We start from the raw sequence: 17,446 nt of genomic DNA, 5'->3' as shown, positions 1-17,446 counted from the left end.
CAGACCGTGAAGCCTGTCATGACAACAATGTTAAGTATGATGCAAGATATATGTTCTAGTGAGTTACGAGGATATCTGTAACTGATTATCAATTTCCTTGCCGATTTCCACAGCAGCAGCCTCGTCGGTGACGAGTATATTCTCCTGCCCGAAACGCAGCATGGCATGAATGGCTTTGGCCTTTGGTTTGCCTCCAGCAATACCGATGACTGTCTCCGTCCGAACAATATCTTCTAGACGTAGTCCCATCGTAAGCATCGTATGGACAACCTGACCATCTTCGTTAAAGTAATACCCAAAGGATTCAGCCACGGCTCCCTCACCCTGGATTTCTGAGACAGTTGCCTCATCCAGCTTGCGGCGGCGAGTCATTTCAATGGCATCCCCAATCCCATGTACAATAATACGCGAACTGCGGATGATTTGTACAATCTCTCCAATATTAGAGTCAAGTGCTAGTGACTGGTAGGCATCCCCACTAAGTAAATCAGGTACATGCAGCAACCGGTAATTCGCTCCTACCCGTTTTGCCATTGTTGAGGCAATCGTATTGGCTTGAATCTCCATACTCTCTCCTAATCCACCACGCGCCGGAACAAACCAAGCGTTCTTATAGGAAAGGGATAACGGCGGTGTCAGTTGATCAGCCATATCGGCAAGCGTTGATCCACCAGTGACAGCAACAATATCATCTGTACGAAGTACACTAAGCAGCGCTTTTGCACCTGCTCGGCCGAGTTCACGTTTGGTGAATGGCGATGACTCACAATCACCCGGCACCACAATAACTTTATCCAGACCATACGTTGCCCGAATTTTCTCTTCCAGCTCATCCAGACCAAACAGGCTCTTAACGACCGGCTCTAGCAAATCAAGCAGCCTACGTCCAGCAGCGCTAATGCGCATACCAACGCTCTCGATCTCAATGAGCCCTTGCGATTTCAGAAGATCCGTCTCGGCACGCAGTACCCGCTCAGTCATATCAAGCGAAGCGGCAAGCGTTCTGCGCCCAATAATATCGGACAGCATGATCTGATGAAGAATCGTGTACCGTCTCTTAAGGGTTTCCATGAGATCAGGCAGAAGCTGCTTTTGGATATCTAATAAATTACGCATACTTTCACTCCTGCAACTTCGTCTTCCTCTATTCCCTTGTTCATGGTCTCAAAATGTCCCGGGTAAACTTTTTAAGTCCCACTCATATTCTAACCAAATATTGCTCGAAGTGCAAGTCTTCCGAGAGTAGAATTCTCAAGCGCTTGTCTTCTTATACATTTATAAGATCGGGAAAGAGGTACGGTTCCTAAAACCTGTCATTAACAATCCAGATTCTATCGCTCAGTGAAAGACAATATACGCTTGTCCACCTTGAAGACAAGGGGTAGAGTCCGTGCACAGCATTATTAATTCATTGCAATTGCAAAGAAATTGTATTATAATCATTTTTGTTGCGCCCGTGGTCCAATGGATATGACGTAGGCCTCCGAAGCCTGAGATCCAAGTTCGATTCTTGGCGGGCGCGCCATTAATTTCACTTTTGTACATAATTTAGTAGTGCCTATACTACTACTTAACCAAAGAGCCGCGTGTCGGCTCTTTTTTTTGAATATAAGTTTGACTTTCTTTGACTTTTTGTTTGAATTTGTTTATCATGTGGGTAATACGGCAAGAGTAAAAATGAATACATTTGAAGAACCAATATCAAGGAGGTTTTCCACGTGAGTTATATTCCTATGGTAGTAGAACAGAGCAACCGCGGTGAGCGCGCTTATGACATCTATTCCCGCCTGCTGAAGGACCGCATCATTTTCCTTGGAACGGAGGTTAATGACGTGGTAGCCAATTCTATCATCGCACAAATGCTGTTCTTGGCTGCCGAAGATCCGGATAAGGACATTCACCTTTACGTGAATAGCCCCGGCGGTTCCATTACTGCAGGTATGGCTATTTTTGATACAATGCAGTACATTAAACCGGATGTTTCCACCATCTGTGTAGGTATGGCAGCTTCCATGGGAGCATTCCTACTTAACGCTGGCGCTAAAGGCAAACGCTTCGCACTGCCTAACAGTGAGATCATGATTCACCAACCTCTGGGTGGTGCTCAAGGTCAAGCAACGGATATCGAAATCCGTGCCCGCCGTATCCTCAAATTGCGTGATAAGTTGAATCGTATTCTTGCAGAACGTACGGGTCAACCGCTAGAACGTATTGAGAAGGATACAGATCGTGATTACTTCATGACTGCTGCAGACGCGGCAACTTACGGTATCGTTGATAAAGTCATCGAGAAAACACTGCCTAGCGGTGTGTAAGCTATAAAACAACGCAAAGAGGCTGTGCCCTATCCACTTGATGGTTAGCGCACAGCCTCTTTACTTTTCAGACCACCACTCCATACGAATCTCAGTTAAATCAAACCGCCATATCCAAGCGCATCGAGTTTCTCAGCAATCACACGGTAGCCTCGGCCATTCGGATGTAAGTGGTCAATCGATAATAGCCCTCTCTCATTTCCTGCAAACTCACTATAGATAGAAGCAAACCCACATACTCGGCTACTGTACTGTGAGGCATAGCGGTTAAACTGCCGCACCCACTCTGTAGCACCCACTACCTGAGGATAAGGATTATACAGTCCCACAATCCGAATGATAAAAGGTCTACGCGTTCCCGTCTTCAATTGGAAGAGGATACTCATAATTGCAGCAAAATTTTGTTTGCATTCTTGCAATGATCTTCGCAGCTCTTTAGATAAATTTTCAGGTTGTCTAGCTACAGCCTTCGCAGCATGGATTAAATCGTTGCCACCGATGGATAGAGTGATGATGTCGGCTGCTCGAATGGCTTCGCGAGTCATTGCACTCCCCCGTAGCCGCTGTTCCAGTTCAGAAGTAGTCAATCCATTCACGCCCAAATTCGTAGAGGCTACATTAGAACGCAGTCTCCCTTCCGCCATTCTACGGTACACCGGTACAAAACCGTTACCTGGCAGAGCGCCAAATCCAGTCGTCAAGGAATCGCCAATTGCAGTGTATTGATAGCTCATAGCTCTCCCCCGTTCATAAACTAGTTACTCCATTTAGCATATGAATTCGAGGTGATTCTGGTAAGGGGGAGATGTCCAGTGGTGACACTAGCGGTTACAACTTCTCTATTTATTTTACAGCAGCAAATGGGCTACCGCCTTCCGGCAACAGTTCTTTGAAAGTAAAGGGATATTCCGGGAATCCCGCAGCATAAGCTGTGTATTCATACAATTGGAAGAACAGCACGACCTGATCATCCTTCAGATAAAAATACTTCTCCGTATTCAATCCGTTGAATCCTCCCAAATAACTTTCCTCCGCTTTTACCAGCTTGTTCAGCTTGGCATTTAGCTGTTGTTTGTAGTTGGGATTAGCACCAAACAAATCACCCAGCAATAGACGTTTGCCATCCTTAAGTGAAAAAGTAAATGCCTCACGATTAGTCATGCCATGAGCGCCGCCCGTATCGCTATACTGTGACATCACTAAACTGATCACACCATTCTGATTGTAGGTCACCACATAATCTATATCATAGGTATACTTAGGCTCTGACCCGGTCCGATCGGAGATATCCTGTTCTGCACCAGCCGCAAATTTCATAACACTTTCCTTCAAAGTATTATTAATTGCCTGCTGCGCATTGGAATTACTTAATCCACTGATCTTCGGATAATCAAGCTGGATAAAAGCCTCTTGCCGATCCTTAGCATAGGTTTCAGTGGTTACTGTCAGCACGTTCAGTGGTCTGTTCACCACGTTCAGCCTACCAGAGTCCCGACTCCAATCTACTTTATAACCCAAATAATCATTCAACAGGCCTGATGGAACATAAAGCCGATTGTTAATTAGCTTTCCTTCATATTCTCGAATGTAATAATTGTTCACCCAAATAGAATTTCCATAGCTAGATAACATGAACTTAGTTTTTATCGTTCCCTTTCCAATCGTATATGCATTTTCTTTTTTATCATAAGTAAGTGGTAATCGCAGCACATCACGTATAAAGGTGATCGGCACCCATGCCTTCCCTTCCTGCAAAATACCTGTCTGCTGAGAAATCATCCCGTTTGCCTTCAAAACTATACTTGAAGCAATAGCCACACTCTTCGTCTGATCCGATGCTGCATAACCAGTCTCAACAGGCAGTAATCCTCCACCAAGCAATAACCCCGCCGACATCAAGCCTATGCCCCATTTGCGTACTATTTCTTTTGAGAAATTCATCATCATATTTTTCCTCCCCTTTCCAGTTTATTAAACATAATCTTAGAGATTTTACGCAAAAAAAAGAGGCACCCCCCACTATTACTAGCGGAAGAGCACCTCTCCTCTCTACACACATCTTGTTCTGCTACTATTTCAATTCATACATTACGCTCAGCTGTGTTGTAACTTTAACTACTCCCGGTTGAACGGATGTGCTTGCACCAGCATCTGCTGCAGCCATTTCCATTTTTAGATTCTGCTCAAAATAAACCGGAGTAACATTACCATCATTTTGGCTGACTGTGATTACTTGACCCAAGCTACGTCTAGCTGCCTTAGCAATAGCTCCTGCTTTAACATCTGCGTTCGCCATCGCCTTTTCAATCACCTGAGCTTCAAAGGCAGAAGTATCTTCCACTGAAAAACGTGCATTTCCGATATTATTTGCCCCTGCCGCAGATGCAGCATCCAGCAATTCACCAACCTTGGTCAGATCTCTATAAGACACTAACAGCGTATGATTCGCGTTGTATCCCTTCACTTGCTGTCCATCTTTTTCGCTATAACTATAGTTGGGTTGCACATAAAATTGGGTACTTTGAATATCCTTGTCTGCGATTTTCCAAGTCCCTTTCAGTAGTGTAGTGATCTTTTGGATTTTAGCAGCATTTGTTTTTTGCGCTTCTTGTGCAGTTGCAGCCGTAGTATCTACACCGATGGACAAGTATACAATATCCGGCTTGATGGACAATTCACCTTTACCTACTACACTAACGACATTTTTCTGCACTTCATCTGCGTAAGCCTTTGCAGGACCTTGGAAGGCACCACTCATGCTAATCCCTCCAATTAACAAACTCCCTACGATCAACACTGAACCAATCTTTTTAACCAAACCTTTCATATTTGCCAGCCCCTTTCATCTTTTGTGATTTGTTATTATCCTCTAGACGAGTCTTTTTGGTAAATGTTGCACACGTAAATCTATTTTTTGGTATTAAAAAAAGCCCCTAGGGGCTTTTTAGTCATGCGATAAAAAGTCATCTCAAAATATTATTGGTTTTCAAGCTCTTCTTTGCTGACGAGACTCGTCAAAGCGTTTACAGCTTGATCCGCGTCTGCACCATCCGCGCTGATATAGATCTCCGTGCCGGAACTGATCGCTAGGCTCATAATACCCATAATACTTTTGGCGTTTACTTTTTTATCGTCTTTTTCCACGAAAATCTCCGACGAAAACTTGTTAGCTTCTTGCACAAACAATGCTGCCGGTCGAGCGTGTAGCCCTGTCTTCAACCGAACAACTACCGGGTGCTTTGTCATGAAACGCTTACCCCCTAATTGAGTTCTCCCCAAAAATTTCACATTAATTTTATATTATTATATCATTATAACGTAAACCACACTAGAAAAAAAGTGACTAGCCGCCGCGAACCTTGTCCGCCAGTTCATCAATCTTACGAAGCCGATGATTTACTCCGGACTTACTAACTGTACCTTTCAGCATTTCACCAACCTCTTTAAGGTTGATATCTGGATGTGCCATTCGAATTTCTGCAACTTCTCGCAATTTATCCGGCAAGCTCTCCAGTCCTACTTCTCGCTGCAGCAGTTTGATATTTTCAATCTGCCGCACCGCGGCACTTATCGTTTTATTGAGATTCGCGGTCTCGCAGTTCACGATCCGATTCACGGAATTACGCATATCCCGCATAATTCTTACATCCTCAAATTTGAACAACGCTTGATGCGCCCCGATCAAACTTAAGAATTCGATAATCTTCTCGCCTTCTTTAATGTATAGAATGAACCCTTTTTTACGTTCAATGCAGCGTGCGTTTAGGTGAAATTCACCAGCTAGATCGACAAGCGCCTTACAATGCTCCTCATACATCGAGGAAATCTCCAAATGGTAAGAGGAACCCTCCGGATTATTAACCGATCCGCCCGCCAAAAAGGCACCGCGTAAATAAGCACGCTTACAGCAGTTATTCCCAACAATCTCTTTATCAATACCGTCGGTAAAAATAAATCCTTCGGACACAATTCTGAGGTCATTTAGGATCTCCTGTACGCGACTAGGAATTCTAACGATATAAACGTTATTTTTCTTCAAACGCATTTTTTTACGCACGAGTAGCTCAATATGGACCTGGTAATATTTCTTAAGCAAAGAATATACCCGCCTTGCAATCGCGGCGTTCTCCGTCGAAATGTCGAGAATAACCTTTTTGCTTGAAAGCTGCACAGATCCATTCATACGGATAAGTGCTGACATTTCCGCCTTCTCACAACAGGGCTCACTCTCCACCATCGTCAGCTCTTTTTTGGTAAGGGCCGCAAAAGACAAGGGTCTCACCTCTTTCTGAAATAAGTACGTCATTCATATATACAAGCATAAACGCCTTCGGCGTCCTTTTGAGGACGGTAAGCGTTTATGCGAGAAATATAAGAAAGTATAGGTGTAAAACTTATATTTTCTTATATTTTTAAGTTATACCCTAGGGTTCCTGTTTATCCAATCTTGCACAAGCTGGTAGATATGATGACTAAGTTTATCGGTATCATGCCTTAAGTAAGTTCGGAATAACACTAGCTTATCCGCGATGACTTTATACCCACTGCCATCTAGTACATCCTTGTCGAGTTGTACCGGACGTGCGCCCTTCTCTGCGTACTTCGTCTGGACCTGCTCTGGAATTTCACCGTCATTGACAATAACATAATCGAATAAATGAATTCCAATATGATCATAAACGGCTTGTAGATGATCATTTACGGTATAATTATCCGTTTCGCCAGGCTGAGTCATTACATTGCAGACAAAGATTTTGATTGCATCCGAAGATACAACGGCTTCTGCTAGCTTTGGAACAAGTAGGTTCGGAAGAATGCTCGTATAGAGACTTCCTGGTCCCAAAAGAATCGCATCAGCGTTTCGAATCGCTTCAAGTGCTTCAGGCAACGGTTCCACATCAGCAGGCTCCAAAGATACCCGTTTAATGATCCCGCCGGCTTCCGGTATCTTAGACTCACCTGTGATAATCGTACCGTCCGACATTTCTGCACGTAACACAACGGCATCTCCCGCAGCGGGCAATACCCGTCCACGAACAGCGAATAATCGGCTAAGCTCGCGAACAGCTGTGACAAAATCACCAGATATATCTGTAAGCGCAGCAAGGATTAGATTACCAAGACTATGACCCGCCAAGCCTTCACCCGTGTTGAAACGATATCTCATAATATCCGCCATGAGCGGTTCCACATCAGCCATAGCTGTTAATACGTTACGGATGTCCCCAGGAGGTGGCATTTGCAGTTCACTGCGCAAAATGCCCGAGCTTCCTCCATCATCCGCTACCGTAACTATAGCTGTAATATCTAGCGGCTTTTCTTTTAAGCCGCGAAGCATGACAGATAACCCCGTACCACCGCCCATAACGACGATACGTGGACGCTGTCTTTGTTCTTCAGCCACTATGGACCCCTTCTCTCATTAGTGCCGATCACGCTCGGAATCCCGATGACTAACCGCTACGGATTCCGTTTCGCTGACGCCCAGCATTTTACCCAAATATTCCGAAATGGCTACTGAACGGTGTTTTCCGCCTGTACAGCCAATGCCGATAATAATCTGGGATTTACCTTCCCTACGATATTGCGGAATTAAGAAATGAAGCATATCGAGCAGTTTGGTCAGGAACACCTGTGTTTCAGGCCACTTCATTACATAGTCATAAACATCGCTGTCCTGACCTGTTTTTGGCCGCAGGTGATCCACATAATGCGGGTTAGGCAAAAAGCGAACATCGAAGACGAGGTCTGCATCAATAGGAATACCATACTTAAATCCGAACGATGTAATATTGACGGAAAGTGTGCTTTTTCCTAAATGCGAGAACCGAGATACAATCTTCTCTTTAAGCTGCACTGGTTTCATACTGCTAGTATCCAGACATAATGTGGCTGAATTCTTTAATTCCTCAAGCATTTTACGTTCCAGCTTGATACCGTCAAGCGGAAGTCCCTTGGGTGCTAGAGGATGATGACGCCGGCTTTCCTTGTAACGCTGCACAAGTACCGAATCCGTAGCATCCAAGAACAAGATTTCACAGCCAATGGTTGACTCATCTTTGATATAGGCTAGAGACTCGGACAAAGCAGTGAAGAATTCCCGGCCGCGCAGGTCAATCACAAGTGCTACCTTGGCGATCTTACCCTTCGACTGCTCAATCAGTTCTGCAAACTTAGGGATCAGCACCGGCGGTAAATTATCGACACAGAAGAACCCTAGGTCTTCCAGACTCTGCACAGCAATTGTCTTACCCGCACCTGACATTCCGGTAATAATGATCAGGGTGGCTCCAGCCGTTGGAGTATTGTCCAATTCGGTCATTAAAGCGTCCCCTCCCTAAATTAGTATATGAATACTCCCTATCTTTTAAGAACGAAGCAGAAGGCCTGCAGCACCAACAATACCTGCATCATTGCCAAGCTCCGCAGGGATAATCGAAACACCCGTCTGAAGCGGAGCTGGTGCGAGCTTAGCGAACACGCGACGAACTTCATCAAATAGAATATCTCCAGCTTTAGACACACCACCACCAATGATAAAGACCTCAGGGTTAAGCACGGCCGCAACAGAAGCCATAGATTTACCCAGATAGTAAGCTGCACGGTTTACTATACGAATCGCTACTTCATCACCAGCTTTAGCCGCATCAAATACTTCCTTCGCTGCAATCTTCTCTACCTGAGAAAGGGAAGTACGATCACCACGAGCGACTGCATCATTAGCCATACGAATAATACCTGTTGCAGAGGAAACGGTTTCCAGACATCCCATATTGCCACAACCACATTGAATAGCTTCCAGATCCGGCACTACAGTGATATGGCCAAGCTCGCCCGCTAGACCCGCGAAACCTTGATAAATCTTTCCATTAATAATGATTCCGCCACCCACACCTGTTCCAAGGGTATAGCAAACACAGTTCTCAATCCCGCGACCTGCACCACTCCAAGCTTCACCCAGCGCAGCCACGTTCGCATCATTGTCTATTTTGACAGGCTTGTTCCAGCGATCTTCCAAAATGGAGCGAATCGGCACATCTTTAAATCCTATGTTGGGCGCAAGAATGATGATTCCTTCACGAATATTTGTGAACCCTGCTACGCCCGCGCCTACACCTGCAAGCTGATCCCAAGAGTACGGGGAATCCTCCACAATTTGGCGTACATACTTCTCGATATTATCGATAACAGTATCGACACCTTCTGCAGTTCCTGTCGGTCCCTCATAAGTATGTAGTAGAGTTCCCTCAGCATTGCAGATTCCAACCTTAATTGCAGTTCCACCCAAATCCACGCCAACGTAGATATTCTCAGACATGTAACAAGCCACCTTTTTTTATACTAAAATAGTTAATCCTAAGTACCAACTATAATAGAAGCCCCCTCTGTGGTCAAGGAAAGACAACACACCCGGGAATTCCTTATTTCAATAGTATACTCTATTATATTCTAAAAAGACCCTCTTGCGCCAAAGCAAGAGAGTCTTCTTCCCATATTATTATCTGGAAATTTTCCATTAGCACCCATTATTCTGATAGAATACGCTTCTGCCCCTCCAGTGCACGGATGGGTGCGATATTCTGTGTAAACTCTAGCGTTCCCATATACCGGCCTGTCTCGTCGCGGACAGCGAAATAACGGATATAGATAAATTTATCCTTGATGTTGATCCAGAAGTCCTCAGCGTCCTTATGTCCTGCCTTAAAGTCTTCCAGAAGCTTCTCCACCACATGAACACTTTGAGGCGGATGACAGTTCTGTACCGTACGGCCGATAACTGCCTTAGTTCGGGCAAAGATACGTTCCTTGCCGTGTGAAAAATACCGCACAACATCATTTTCATCAATGAATGTCAGATCTACCGGCAGATGATTGAGTACGGTCTCCAGCTGATGCAGTGACAACAGCCCTGTCTCAAAACGTATGAACCCTTCTTGCGGAGTTACTCCCTCTGCTTCTCCCAGCACTGCACCTTCCGGCTCTTCGGCGCGCTCTGGGACCCATTCCTGCTCCGGTGCGGTTAGACAGAAACCAATCTCATCGCTCTCCCGAGCGATTTTGACCCATTCGTCTTCAGTCAGTTTGTCCAGCGCCATAGGCAGTAGAATATTCTCTTCTTTAAAGATCATTTCATTTACTTCCTGGATAATCTCCGTAACTTGAGCTCCAATTTCTGCAGCGTTTCCGGTATACGCGCTAAGTGCTGCTTTGGCCTCTTTTATCATACGGCGGATATTATCATCGACTCCCCACATGACCTTGGTCGGTCCATAAATCCCATACTTTTCAAGGTAAGGAAATAGCAGATTCTCTTTACGGCTGTAGTGTTTATCAAGATCTAGCAATAAGCTTAAATTTTCCAATAACTTGAAGATAAGTTCTTCACTGTCGTTCTTCTGAAATTTGGTTGCGTGTAAATCTAAACGGAAGTTCACAAGTCTTTCTATCTCGCGGTTTTCCAGCTTGAAGGTGTGTACTGGATGCCCTGGCTGCTCCTCAGGCTTAGATGAACGGTGAATTTGCTCAATAGAACCTTTAAAAATCGCTGTATGGACCGAACAAAGCCGCTGTACCTCAGATACCGGAATCCCCTCTTCGGTCATTAATGAATGCTCCATAGCTGAGATTTCCGCTACGGTTACATCGCCTACAGCTTCCTCGAAGCGCGCCTTCACCTCTTCAATGCTTTTGCCTGCATGCAGTTCTTTAATAATCTCCTTGAGCATGGCTTGGCGACGAGTTTGCTCCGGCACATCAACCTCGCGGTTATTTATCAGTTCACTCATTATTGATCTCTCCTTAATGATATTTTGATGATAGATGTCTTTATTTCATAATCTCGAAGCCATGTCGTTCAAATGCTAACCTCACGGTTTCGAGATCCATTTTCTTCAGCTTGATTCCTTTGGATAAGGTCATGAAACGGCCAGCGGTCTGCAGCATACCTGGCTTAGCAATGTCCTTAAAGCCCAGCTCTACCATAATCTCAACGACCTCCGGATGCCGGGATACCATCTCGAAGATAGACTCATCCATTCGCAGCATTTTTTCCATTGGACTCTTCTCCTTTATATGAGAACTATTCTCAACAACAGATTAGCACAGGCCGTATAAGGCAATAGTGATTGCAATCACTAAATTAGAAGAAAGCAATTATCGTTCTTTTTAAAGATGGATTATGTATAGTCCGAAACTAAAAAAACTGCCCCCTACGCTTAAAAAGCATAAGGGACAGCTTGATTGGTAAATGTTCATTTATTATAGCGTTACTCCTGTTTTAAATATGGAAATCTCACGAAAGTTATTCTTCTCATTATTTACCCATTCCCCACTAGCCACGCTGATAATGTAGTTAATAAAGTCACGCAGGACCTCATCTGGAGAACCGTCTTCGACCAACACACCTGCATTAAAATCAATCCAGTGACGTTTGCCTTCATACAAAGGTGTATTCGTCGATACCTTCATCGTTGGCACAAATGTACCAAATGGTGTCCCCCGACCAGTCGTAAAGATCACCAATTGGCAGCCAGCAGCAGCCAGAGCCGACGAAGCCACTAGGTCATTGCCCGGTGCGTTAAGAAGATTTAGTCCTTTGTTAGTGATAAGCTCTCCGTACTTGAGTACATCCATTACCGTAGAATTACCGGATTTTTGAGTGCATCCCAGAGATTTATCCTCAAGCGTAGTAATACCTCCTGCTTTATTGCCTGGGGAAGGATTTTCATATACCGGTTGTTTATAGTCCATGAAATACTGCTTAAAGTCGTTGATAAGATCGACAATTTTGTGAAAAATAGCTTCGTCTGCCGCACGCTCCATCAGAATCTTTTCGGCGCCAAACATTTCGGGCACTTCAGTCAGTACAGTTGTACCGCCCTGAGCAGCCATATAATCAGACAAACGTCCTAGCAGAGGATTCGCAGTAATACCGGACAAACCGTCGGAGCCTCCACATTTCAGACCGATTTTCAGCTCAGAGAGCGAGACTTCTTCCCGATGATCGCCTTGTACGTTATTGTAGAGTTCCTTCAACAGCTTTACGCCTTCTTCAATCTCATTCCCAACCTCTTGCGAGACAAGAAAACGCACACGATCCTCATCGTAACTACCCAGCATGTCTTTAAAAATATGCAGATTGTTGTTCTCACAACCTAGTCCGAGCACAAGTACGGCGCCCGCATTTGGATGCTTAACCGCATTAGCCAGAATCGTACGAGTATTGTCATGATCATCACCCAGCTGAGAGCAACCATAGTTATGCTTTAGTACGAGCACGTTATCGAACGGAGCGATATCGCCAACCTCTGCCTTGAAAATATTGATGATCTGCTCCGCCACTCCATTCACACAACCAACTGTAGGCACGATCCACAGCTCATTGCGAATACCTACAGTTCCATCAAAGCGACGGTACCCCTTAAAGGTCAAATTCTCATCGGCAAAAGGATTCGGTATCAGCTTCTGCTCAAACGTATATTCCTCTACCCCTGTTAGGTTGGTCTTCGTATTATGGGTATGCACCCATTCACCAGGCGCAATAGGTGCTTTGGTATGACCGATTGGATAACCATATTTCAACACATTCTCGCCTTCGCTAATGCTGGTTAATGCAATTTTATGACCTCTGGCGATATCTTCTGTAATCTTGATCTCTTTTGAACCAATTACGATAGTGTCGCCTGCCTTATAGTCCTTCAATGCAACCGCTACGTTATCAGCATCATTGATTTGTAGTACCTCTTTCATGGTCTTGATCATATCGTTATCCACCTCCTGTGTATTAATTGTGCGCAGGTCTCTTCACGAACATTTGCAGCGCTTGCTTCATCCCTACTCGCTCAATTGCAATTAGCCCTTCTGCCGCCTTGTCAGTCAGCCCCGCAATTTCATTTAAATCACAACCCCAGCGATTTTTTGCCGACAGTACCTGAGCAGTCAGTGCGCGTAACCCAGAGTCTGTACCATCCCATCCTCCCCACAAAGAAGCGAACCATTCCAAAATATCCGCATCATCCGCAAGCTTAATTTCTTCATCCCCTCTACGTCCTTTATAGAAGGCAATTAATGCGCTCAATGAGAAAACAAGCTTCTCAGGCAATTGTCCCTTGGACTCTACATATTGCAATAAAGAAGGCAGATCTCTTGTCTTAAATTTCGAGATAGCGTTAAGGGAGATGCTCATCAAGTAATGCTGCACATAAGGGTTCAAGAACCGTTCCAATACCGCGTCTGCAAAAGAATTCAATTCCTCTTTCGGCAGATCCAGTGTCGGAATGATCTCATCATAGATTAAGGACTTCACGTAGGCCCCAACCTCTTCGTGCTCAATTGCCTCGGCAACCGTATCAATGCCGTACAAATAGGCTACTGGTGTCATAGCTGTGTGTGCTCCATTTAAAATTCTAACTTTACGAGTCCGGTAAGGCGCTATATCATCGACTACCAGTACATTAAGACCTGCTAATTCAGCAGGGAACTCCTCTTTAATCCACTCTGGCCCTTCAATCACCCAAAGATGGAATTGCTCGCCGACAACGACCAGCTTATCCTCATAACCGAGTTCTTCTGTTATCTCGGCGATAGTGTCTCTTGGATATCCGGGAACAATGCGATCCACCAGACTGCAGCAGAAGGTGTTGGCTTCGTTCAACCAGTCTACAAAGCCCTCTCCAAGATTCCAAAGGTCCGCATATTTTAAAATAACCTTCTTAAGCTCATCACCATTTCGGTCAATCAGCTCGCATGGAATGATGATAAAACCTTTAGAAGCATCCCCATTAAAAAATTCAAAACGTTTATACAATAAGGCTGTCAGCTTGCCCGGGAAACTGCTCTGCGGAGCATCGGTTAACTTGTCGCCTGCTTCAAAAGCAATTCCCGCCTCAGTGGTGTTGGACACGATAAAGCGCAGCTCTGGATTCTCGGCAAGCTTCATATACTCCTCATGCTGGGCAAAAGGATTAAGCGTTCTCGTAATACAGTTGATGACCTCATGTTCTTTTACCGCTACTCCGTCTTTGATTCCTTGGAGATAAAGCGTATATAGACCGTCCTGGGCATTTAGCATTTCTGCAAGTCCGTTGCCCAGCGGTTGTACAACCACCACTCCACCATTGAAATCCGTTTTTTGATTCATCGTATGAATCTGCCAATCTACAAAAGCACGCATGAAATTGCCTTCACCAAATTGCAGGACCTTTTCGGGGTATTGCTTGTAGGCTTTCCAACTATCGCTATTCAATTTTTTCAATGTAAACGCCTCCTATTCATTAATGCACACGATAAACTAATTAAACAAACTATATAATGTATTATTTATATTGTTATTTTTATTAATTTATGCACACGTGAAAATTTTATCTAAAACCCTTTACCATTGTAAAGGATTGAGTGCCATACGCGTCCACCTACTATTTTGACAGCTTCCTAACCGATTCTCTCTCAATAAGCTCTGTCTCGATCGAGATTCGTCCATCTTGTTCTGTAGGTTCCTTGATTAAGCTTAACAACTGGCGTGCACCTTGCTCACTGATCTTCTCAATCGGACGTTTGACCGTGGTAAGCGATGGATTCGCAAAAAGCGAAAAACCAATATCATCAAAACCAACAATAGAGACATCCTTCGGCACCTGCAGCCCTCGCTCGAACACAGATTTCATAGCTCCGATCGCCATATCGTCATTGGAACAAAATACTGCCGTTGGTGGTTTTTCTAAATCCAGCAGCTTGCCCATCGCCTCATATCCGCTTTGCATATCGTAATTACCACTTTTCATATAGTCGTTACGCACAGGGATATTATGGTCAATCAATGCTTTTATAAAACCGTCTCTGCGTTCCTGCGTGGATTTAAAACCCTCTACGCCTTCAATAATCGCAATGTCTTGATGCCCGGCTTCAATTAGATGTTTTCCTGCATGATAAGCACCTTCCCGGTCATTCGAGATGATGTTAATAATGGAACGGTCATCTATCTGCCGATTCAGCACAACGATTGGAATGCCTTGCTGGACCACATGGTAAATGAATTTATTATCTGCTTCACTCTGGCTCATTAGAATAATTCCATCAAAGCGTTTGCGATGAATAGAGGAATATTCCGCATAATCATCGATCCCACGGATGAACAGATTATACTCTACATCTATGACACTATTTACACCACGAATCGTGTCAGAGAAGAAACCAGACGTTGTGCCGTTGGCGATACTCGTGAAGAACAAGCCAATGGTGTATGATCGCTGCATCACAAGGCTTTTAGCATTGTAATTGGGGACATAACCCACTTGCGCAGCGATCTCGGCGATTTTTTTACGTGTAACTTCTTTAATTAGGGGACTGTTGTTAAGTGCTCTTGATACAGTTGTATGTGAAACATTCGCCAGCTTGGCGATATCCTTGATTGTAGGTGCCATGGGTCAACCTTCCTTATCAAACGGGTTTGGCTATTCCATGTAAGGATATCATAACGATTACCTAGTCACCAATGCCTGTTTCGAGAAATTAAAATAATGATCAGCGTTATTGTAACAGATGTTCTCAACCATACCGCCCAGCAGTTCCATATCATCTGGGGCTTCTCCAGTCTCTACCCAGGAGCCTATAAGATCACATAGAATCCTTCTAAAGTACTCATGTCTGGTATACGATAAAAAGCTTCTGGAGTCTGTTAGCATCCCGACAAATTGGCTAAGTACACCAAGGTTGGCGAGCGTCTTCATTTGTTCCAGCATGCCATCCTTATTGTCATTGAACCACCATGCCGTTCCGAATTGAATCTTTCCTGGAATTCCGCCTCCTTGAAAGCAGCCCATTAACCCGGCAATGACATGATTATCATTTGGATTCAGTGAGTACAAAATTGTTTTAGGCAGCGCGTTCTCACGATCCAGCGCATCCAGTAGACCTGCCAGCGGCTTAGCAATCACACCATCATTGATGGAATCATAACCCGTGTCAGGACCGAGACGTCCGAACATTACGCTGTTATTATTGCGCAGCGCATGAATATGGAATTGCATTGCCCAATCCAGCTCGCTATATAATTTACCTAGGAACACAAGTGTGAACCCTTTATATTTCTTTTCTTCACTCTCGCTTACAGTGCCTTCACGAAGCGCCTTAGCAAATATTGCCGCAGCTTCCTCCAAAGTAGCTGGCTCAAACATTACTGCATCCAAAGCATGGTCGGATACACGGCCCGCTCTGGTATGGAAGAATCTCACTCTACTCTCCAATGCTTCTAGAAACTGACCATAATTTTCAACATCCATTCCTGAGACTTCGCTTAGCTGAGCTACCCAAGGCTTAAAGGTAGGACGATTGATTTCAAGGGCTTTATCTGGACGGAACCCCGGAACTATGCTGACATTGAATCCGCTCAAGTGACTGATTTTTTCATGATATTCCAGAGTATCTACAGGGTCATCTGTGGTGCATACAACAGTAACTTTCGATCTAACAATTAGATCTCTTGCTCCATACCCTTCCCCTTGCAGCTGATTATTCACTTCATCCCAAATCTTCGGCGCATTAGCCTCATTTAGCAGATCATATACACCAAAGAAACGTTGCAGCTCTAAATGTGTCCAATGATAAAGCGGGTTCCCGATAATCTTAGGAACGGTTCTGGACCAGGCTAGAAATTTATCATAGTCACTGGCGTCACCGGTAATGTATTTCTCCTCTACACCATTTGCCCGCATCACTCTCCATTTGTAATGGTCACCATACAGCCAAGCTTCGGTAATATTGTTAAACGTCTTGTTCTCATAAATCTCTTGTGGACTGAGGTGGCAATGATAGTCGATAATCGGCATGTCTTTCGCATAGGTATGAAACAGCTGAATTGCTGTCTCACTGGACAATAAGAAGTTCTCATCCATGAATTTTCTGCTCATGAGATTTACTGCTCTCCTTTATAATCATAATGGGAATTGCATTTAGTTTAACGTGAACATTTATTGGTTTTTAGAATTTCTTGTTGATAACAAAACAAACTATAATTAAATCTAAAAATAATTGCTTTTTACAAATTGTTCACGTTAACATTACAATCTTATTGTAAACCTATTTTAAGAATGCGCAAGTCCTTTTTGATGGATATTGTTACAGTTATTTTAACCATC

At 44.2% G+C, this 17,446-nt stretch carries 16 protein-coding genes and 1 tRNA gene; 2 read left to right on the top strand and 15 right to left on the bottom strand.

Annotated features, from left to right (window positions below):
- Nucleotides 1-63: 63 nt before the first annotated feature.
- Entirely contained in the window at nucleotides 64-1,116 is a 1,053-nt protein-coding gene (locus tag ACN6MV_RS00915; protein ID WP_042123320.1) for a sugar-binding transcriptional regulator, read from the bottom strand.
- A 334-nt stretch (nucleotides 1,117-1,450) separates the two neighbouring features.
- On the opposite strand from ACN6MV_RS00915, the gene ACN6MV_RS00910 reads away from it, so the two are divergent.
- A tRNA-Arg gene (locus tag ACN6MV_RS00910) sits at nucleotides 1,451-1,525 on the top strand.
- A gap of 193 nt (nucleotides 1,526-1,718) precedes the next feature.
- Nucleotides 1,719-2,315 carry an ATP-dependent Clp endopeptidase proteolytic subunit ClpP gene (gene clpP, locus ACN6MV_RS00905; RefSeq protein WP_042123316.1) on the top strand — a complete coding sequence of 199 codons (597 nt, stop codon included), beginning with the start codon at nucleotides 1,719-1,721 and terminating at the stop codon, nucleotides 2,313-2,315.
- Nucleotides 2,316-2,410: 95 nt separating this feature from the next.
- Here the strand turns inward: clpP and ACN6MV_RS00900 are convergent, their stop codons facing one another.
- The 14 genes from ACN6MV_RS00900 to uxaC all read right to left on the bottom strand — a co-directional run bounded on the left by ACN6MV_RS00900 (nucleotide 2,411) and on the right by uxaC (nucleotide 17,218).
- Entirely contained in the window at nucleotides 2,411-3,049 is a 639-nt protein-coding gene (locus tag ACN6MV_RS00900; RefSeq protein WP_042123313.1) for a GDSL-type esterase/lipase family protein, read from the bottom strand.
- Between the two features lie 109 nt (nucleotides 3,050-3,158).
- Nucleotides 3,159-4,262 (bottom strand): PdaC/SigV domain-containing protein, encoded by a 1,104-nt coding sequence (locus tag ACN6MV_RS00895; protein ID WP_419885527.1) that lies wholly within the window; start codon nucleotides 4,260-4,262, stop codon nucleotides 3,159-3,161.
- A gap of 124 nt (nucleotides 4,263-4,386) precedes the next feature.
- Entirely contained in the window at nucleotides 4,387-5,142 is a 756-nt protein-coding gene (locus ACN6MV_RS00890; RefSeq protein WP_042123312.1) for an SIMPL domain-containing protein, read from the bottom strand.
- A 149-nt stretch (nucleotides 5,143-5,291) separates the two neighbouring features.
- Nucleotides 5,292-5,561 (bottom strand): HPr family phosphocarrier protein, encoded by a 270-nt coding sequence (locus ACN6MV_RS00885; protein WP_036687106.1) that lies wholly within the window; start codon nucleotides 5,559-5,561, stop codon nucleotides 5,292-5,294.
- Nucleotides 5,562-5,658: 97 nt separating this feature from the next.
- Nucleotides 5,659-6,588 carry a DNA-binding protein WhiA gene (whiA, locus tag ACN6MV_RS00880; protein ID WP_042123310.1) on the bottom strand — a complete coding sequence of 310 codons (930 nt, stop codon included), beginning with the start codon at nucleotides 6,586-6,588 and terminating at the stop codon, nucleotides 5,659-5,661.
- A 144-nt stretch (nucleotides 6,589-6,732) separates the two neighbouring features.
- A complete protein-coding gene (locus ACN6MV_RS00875; RefSeq protein ID WP_170880206.1) occupies nucleotides 6,733-7,680 on the bottom strand; it encodes a gluconeogenesis factor YvcK family protein in 948 nt (315 codons plus the stop codon).
- Nucleotides 7,681-7,737: 57 nt separating this feature from the next.
- Entirely contained in the window at nucleotides 7,738-8,637 is a 900-nt protein-coding gene (gene rapZ / locus ACN6MV_RS00870; RefSeq protein WP_042123306.1) for an RNase adapter RapZ, read from the bottom strand.
- 45 nt (nucleotides 8,638-8,682) lie between these two features.
- Complete coding sequence (locus ACN6MV_RS00865) at nucleotides 8,683-9,633, bottom strand: ROK family glucokinase (protein ID WP_042123305.1); 951 nt, start codon at nucleotides 9,631-9,633, stop codon at nucleotides 8,683-8,685.
- Between the two features lie 208 nt (nucleotides 9,634-9,841).
- Complete coding sequence (locus ACN6MV_RS00860) at nucleotides 9,842-11,101, bottom strand: DUF438 domain-containing protein (RefSeq protein ID WP_419885526.1); 1,260 nt, start codon at nucleotides 11,099-11,101, stop codon at nucleotides 9,842-9,844.
- A 40-nt stretch (nucleotides 11,102-11,141) separates the two neighbouring features.
- On the bottom strand, nucleotides 11,142-11,369 hold the full coding sequence (locus ACN6MV_RS00855) for a DUF1858 domain-containing protein (RefSeq protein WP_419885525.1): 228 nt from the start codon (nucleotides 11,367-11,369) through the stop codon (nucleotides 11,142-11,144).
- Between the two features lie 204 nt (nucleotides 11,370-11,573).
- On the bottom strand, nucleotides 11,574-13,064 hold the full coding sequence (locus ACN6MV_RS00850) for a UxaA family hydrolase (RefSeq protein WP_076116873.1): 1,491 nt from the start codon (nucleotides 13,062-13,064) through the stop codon (nucleotides 11,574-11,576).
- Nucleotides 13,065-13,098: 34 nt separating this feature from the next.
- Nucleotides 13,099-14,568: a tagaturonate reductase gene (locus tag ACN6MV_RS00845; RefSeq protein ID WP_419885524.1), complete on the bottom strand. Its 1,470-nt coding sequence runs from the start codon at nucleotides 14,566-14,568 to the stop codon at nucleotides 13,099-13,101.
- 160 nt (nucleotides 14,569-14,728) lie between these two features.
- Nucleotides 14,729-15,733, bottom strand: a complete 1,005-nt coding sequence (locus ACN6MV_RS00840; protein ID WP_042123297.1) for a LacI family DNA-binding transcriptional regulator — start codon at nucleotides 15,731-15,733, stop codon at nucleotides 14,729-14,731.
- Nucleotides 15,734-15,790: 57 nt separating this feature from the next.
- Nucleotides 15,791-17,218, bottom strand: coding sequence for a glucuronate isomerase (gene uxaC, locus ACN6MV_RS00835; protein WP_419885523.1), 1,428 nt, complete (start codon nucleotides 17,216-17,218; stop codon nucleotides 15,791-15,793).
- Between the last annotated feature and the right edge of the window lie 228 nt (nucleotides 17,219-17,446).

The sequence above is a fragment of the Paenibacillus sp. B-A-8 genome, assembly GCF_048572915.1.
Lineage (GTDB): Bacteria > Bacillota > Bacilli > Paenibacillales > Paenibacillaceae > Paenibacillus_AQ.
The sequence above is the reverse complement of the archived record's forward strand: the minus strand, read 5'-3'. Positions and strand labels throughout refer to the sequence as shown.

Coding starts and splice junctions, on each gene's coding strand:
- ACN6MV_RS00915 (WP_042123320.1), bottom strand. CDS start 1,116: ATGCGTAATTTATTAGATATCCAAAAGCAGCTTCTGCCTGATCTCATG.
- ACN6MV_RS00900 (WP_042123313.1), bottom strand. CDS start 3,049: ATGAGCTATCAATACACTGCAATTGGCGATTCCTTGACGACTGGATTT.
- ACN6MV_RS00895 (WP_419885527.1), bottom strand. CDS start 4,262: ATGATGATGAATTTCTCAAAAGAAATAGTACGCAAATGGGGCATAGGC.
- ACN6MV_RS00890 (WP_042123312.1), bottom strand. CDS start 5,142: ATGAAAGGTTTGGTTAAAAAGATTGGTTCAGTGTTGATCGTAGGGAGT.
- ACN6MV_RS00885 (WP_036687106.1), bottom strand. CDS start 5,561: ATGACAAAGCACCCGGTAGTTGTTCGGTTGAAGACAGGGCTACACGCT.
- ACN6MV_RS00875 (WP_170880206.1), bottom strand. CDS start 7,680: ATGGGCGGTGGTACGGGGTTATCTGTCATGCTTCGCGGCTTAAAAGAA.
- rapZ (WP_042123306.1), bottom strand. CDS start 8,637: ATGACCGAATTGGACAATACTCCAACGGCTGGAGCCACCCTGATCATT.
- ACN6MV_RS00865 (WP_042123305.1), bottom strand. CDS start 9,633: ATGTCTGAGAATATCTACGTTGGCGTGGATTTGGGTGGAACTGCAATT.
- ACN6MV_RS00860 (WP_419885526.1), bottom strand. CDS start 11,101: ATGAGTGAACTGATAAATAACCGCGAGGTTGATGTGCCGGAGCAAACT.
- ACN6MV_RS00855 (WP_419885525.1), bottom strand. CDS start 11,369: ATGGAAAAAATGCTGCGAATGGATGAGTCTATCTTCGAGATGGTATCC.
- ACN6MV_RS00850 (WP_076116873.1), bottom strand. CDS start 13,064: ATGAAAGAGGTACTACAAATCAATGATGCTGATAACGTAGCGGTTGCA.
- ACN6MV_RS00840 (WP_042123297.1), bottom strand. CDS start 15,733: ATGGCACCTACAATCAAGGATATCGCCAAGCTGGCGAATGTTTCACAT.
- uxaC (WP_419885523.1), bottom strand. CDS start 17,218: ATGAGCAGAAAATTCATGGATGAGAACTTCTTATTGTCCAGTGAGACA.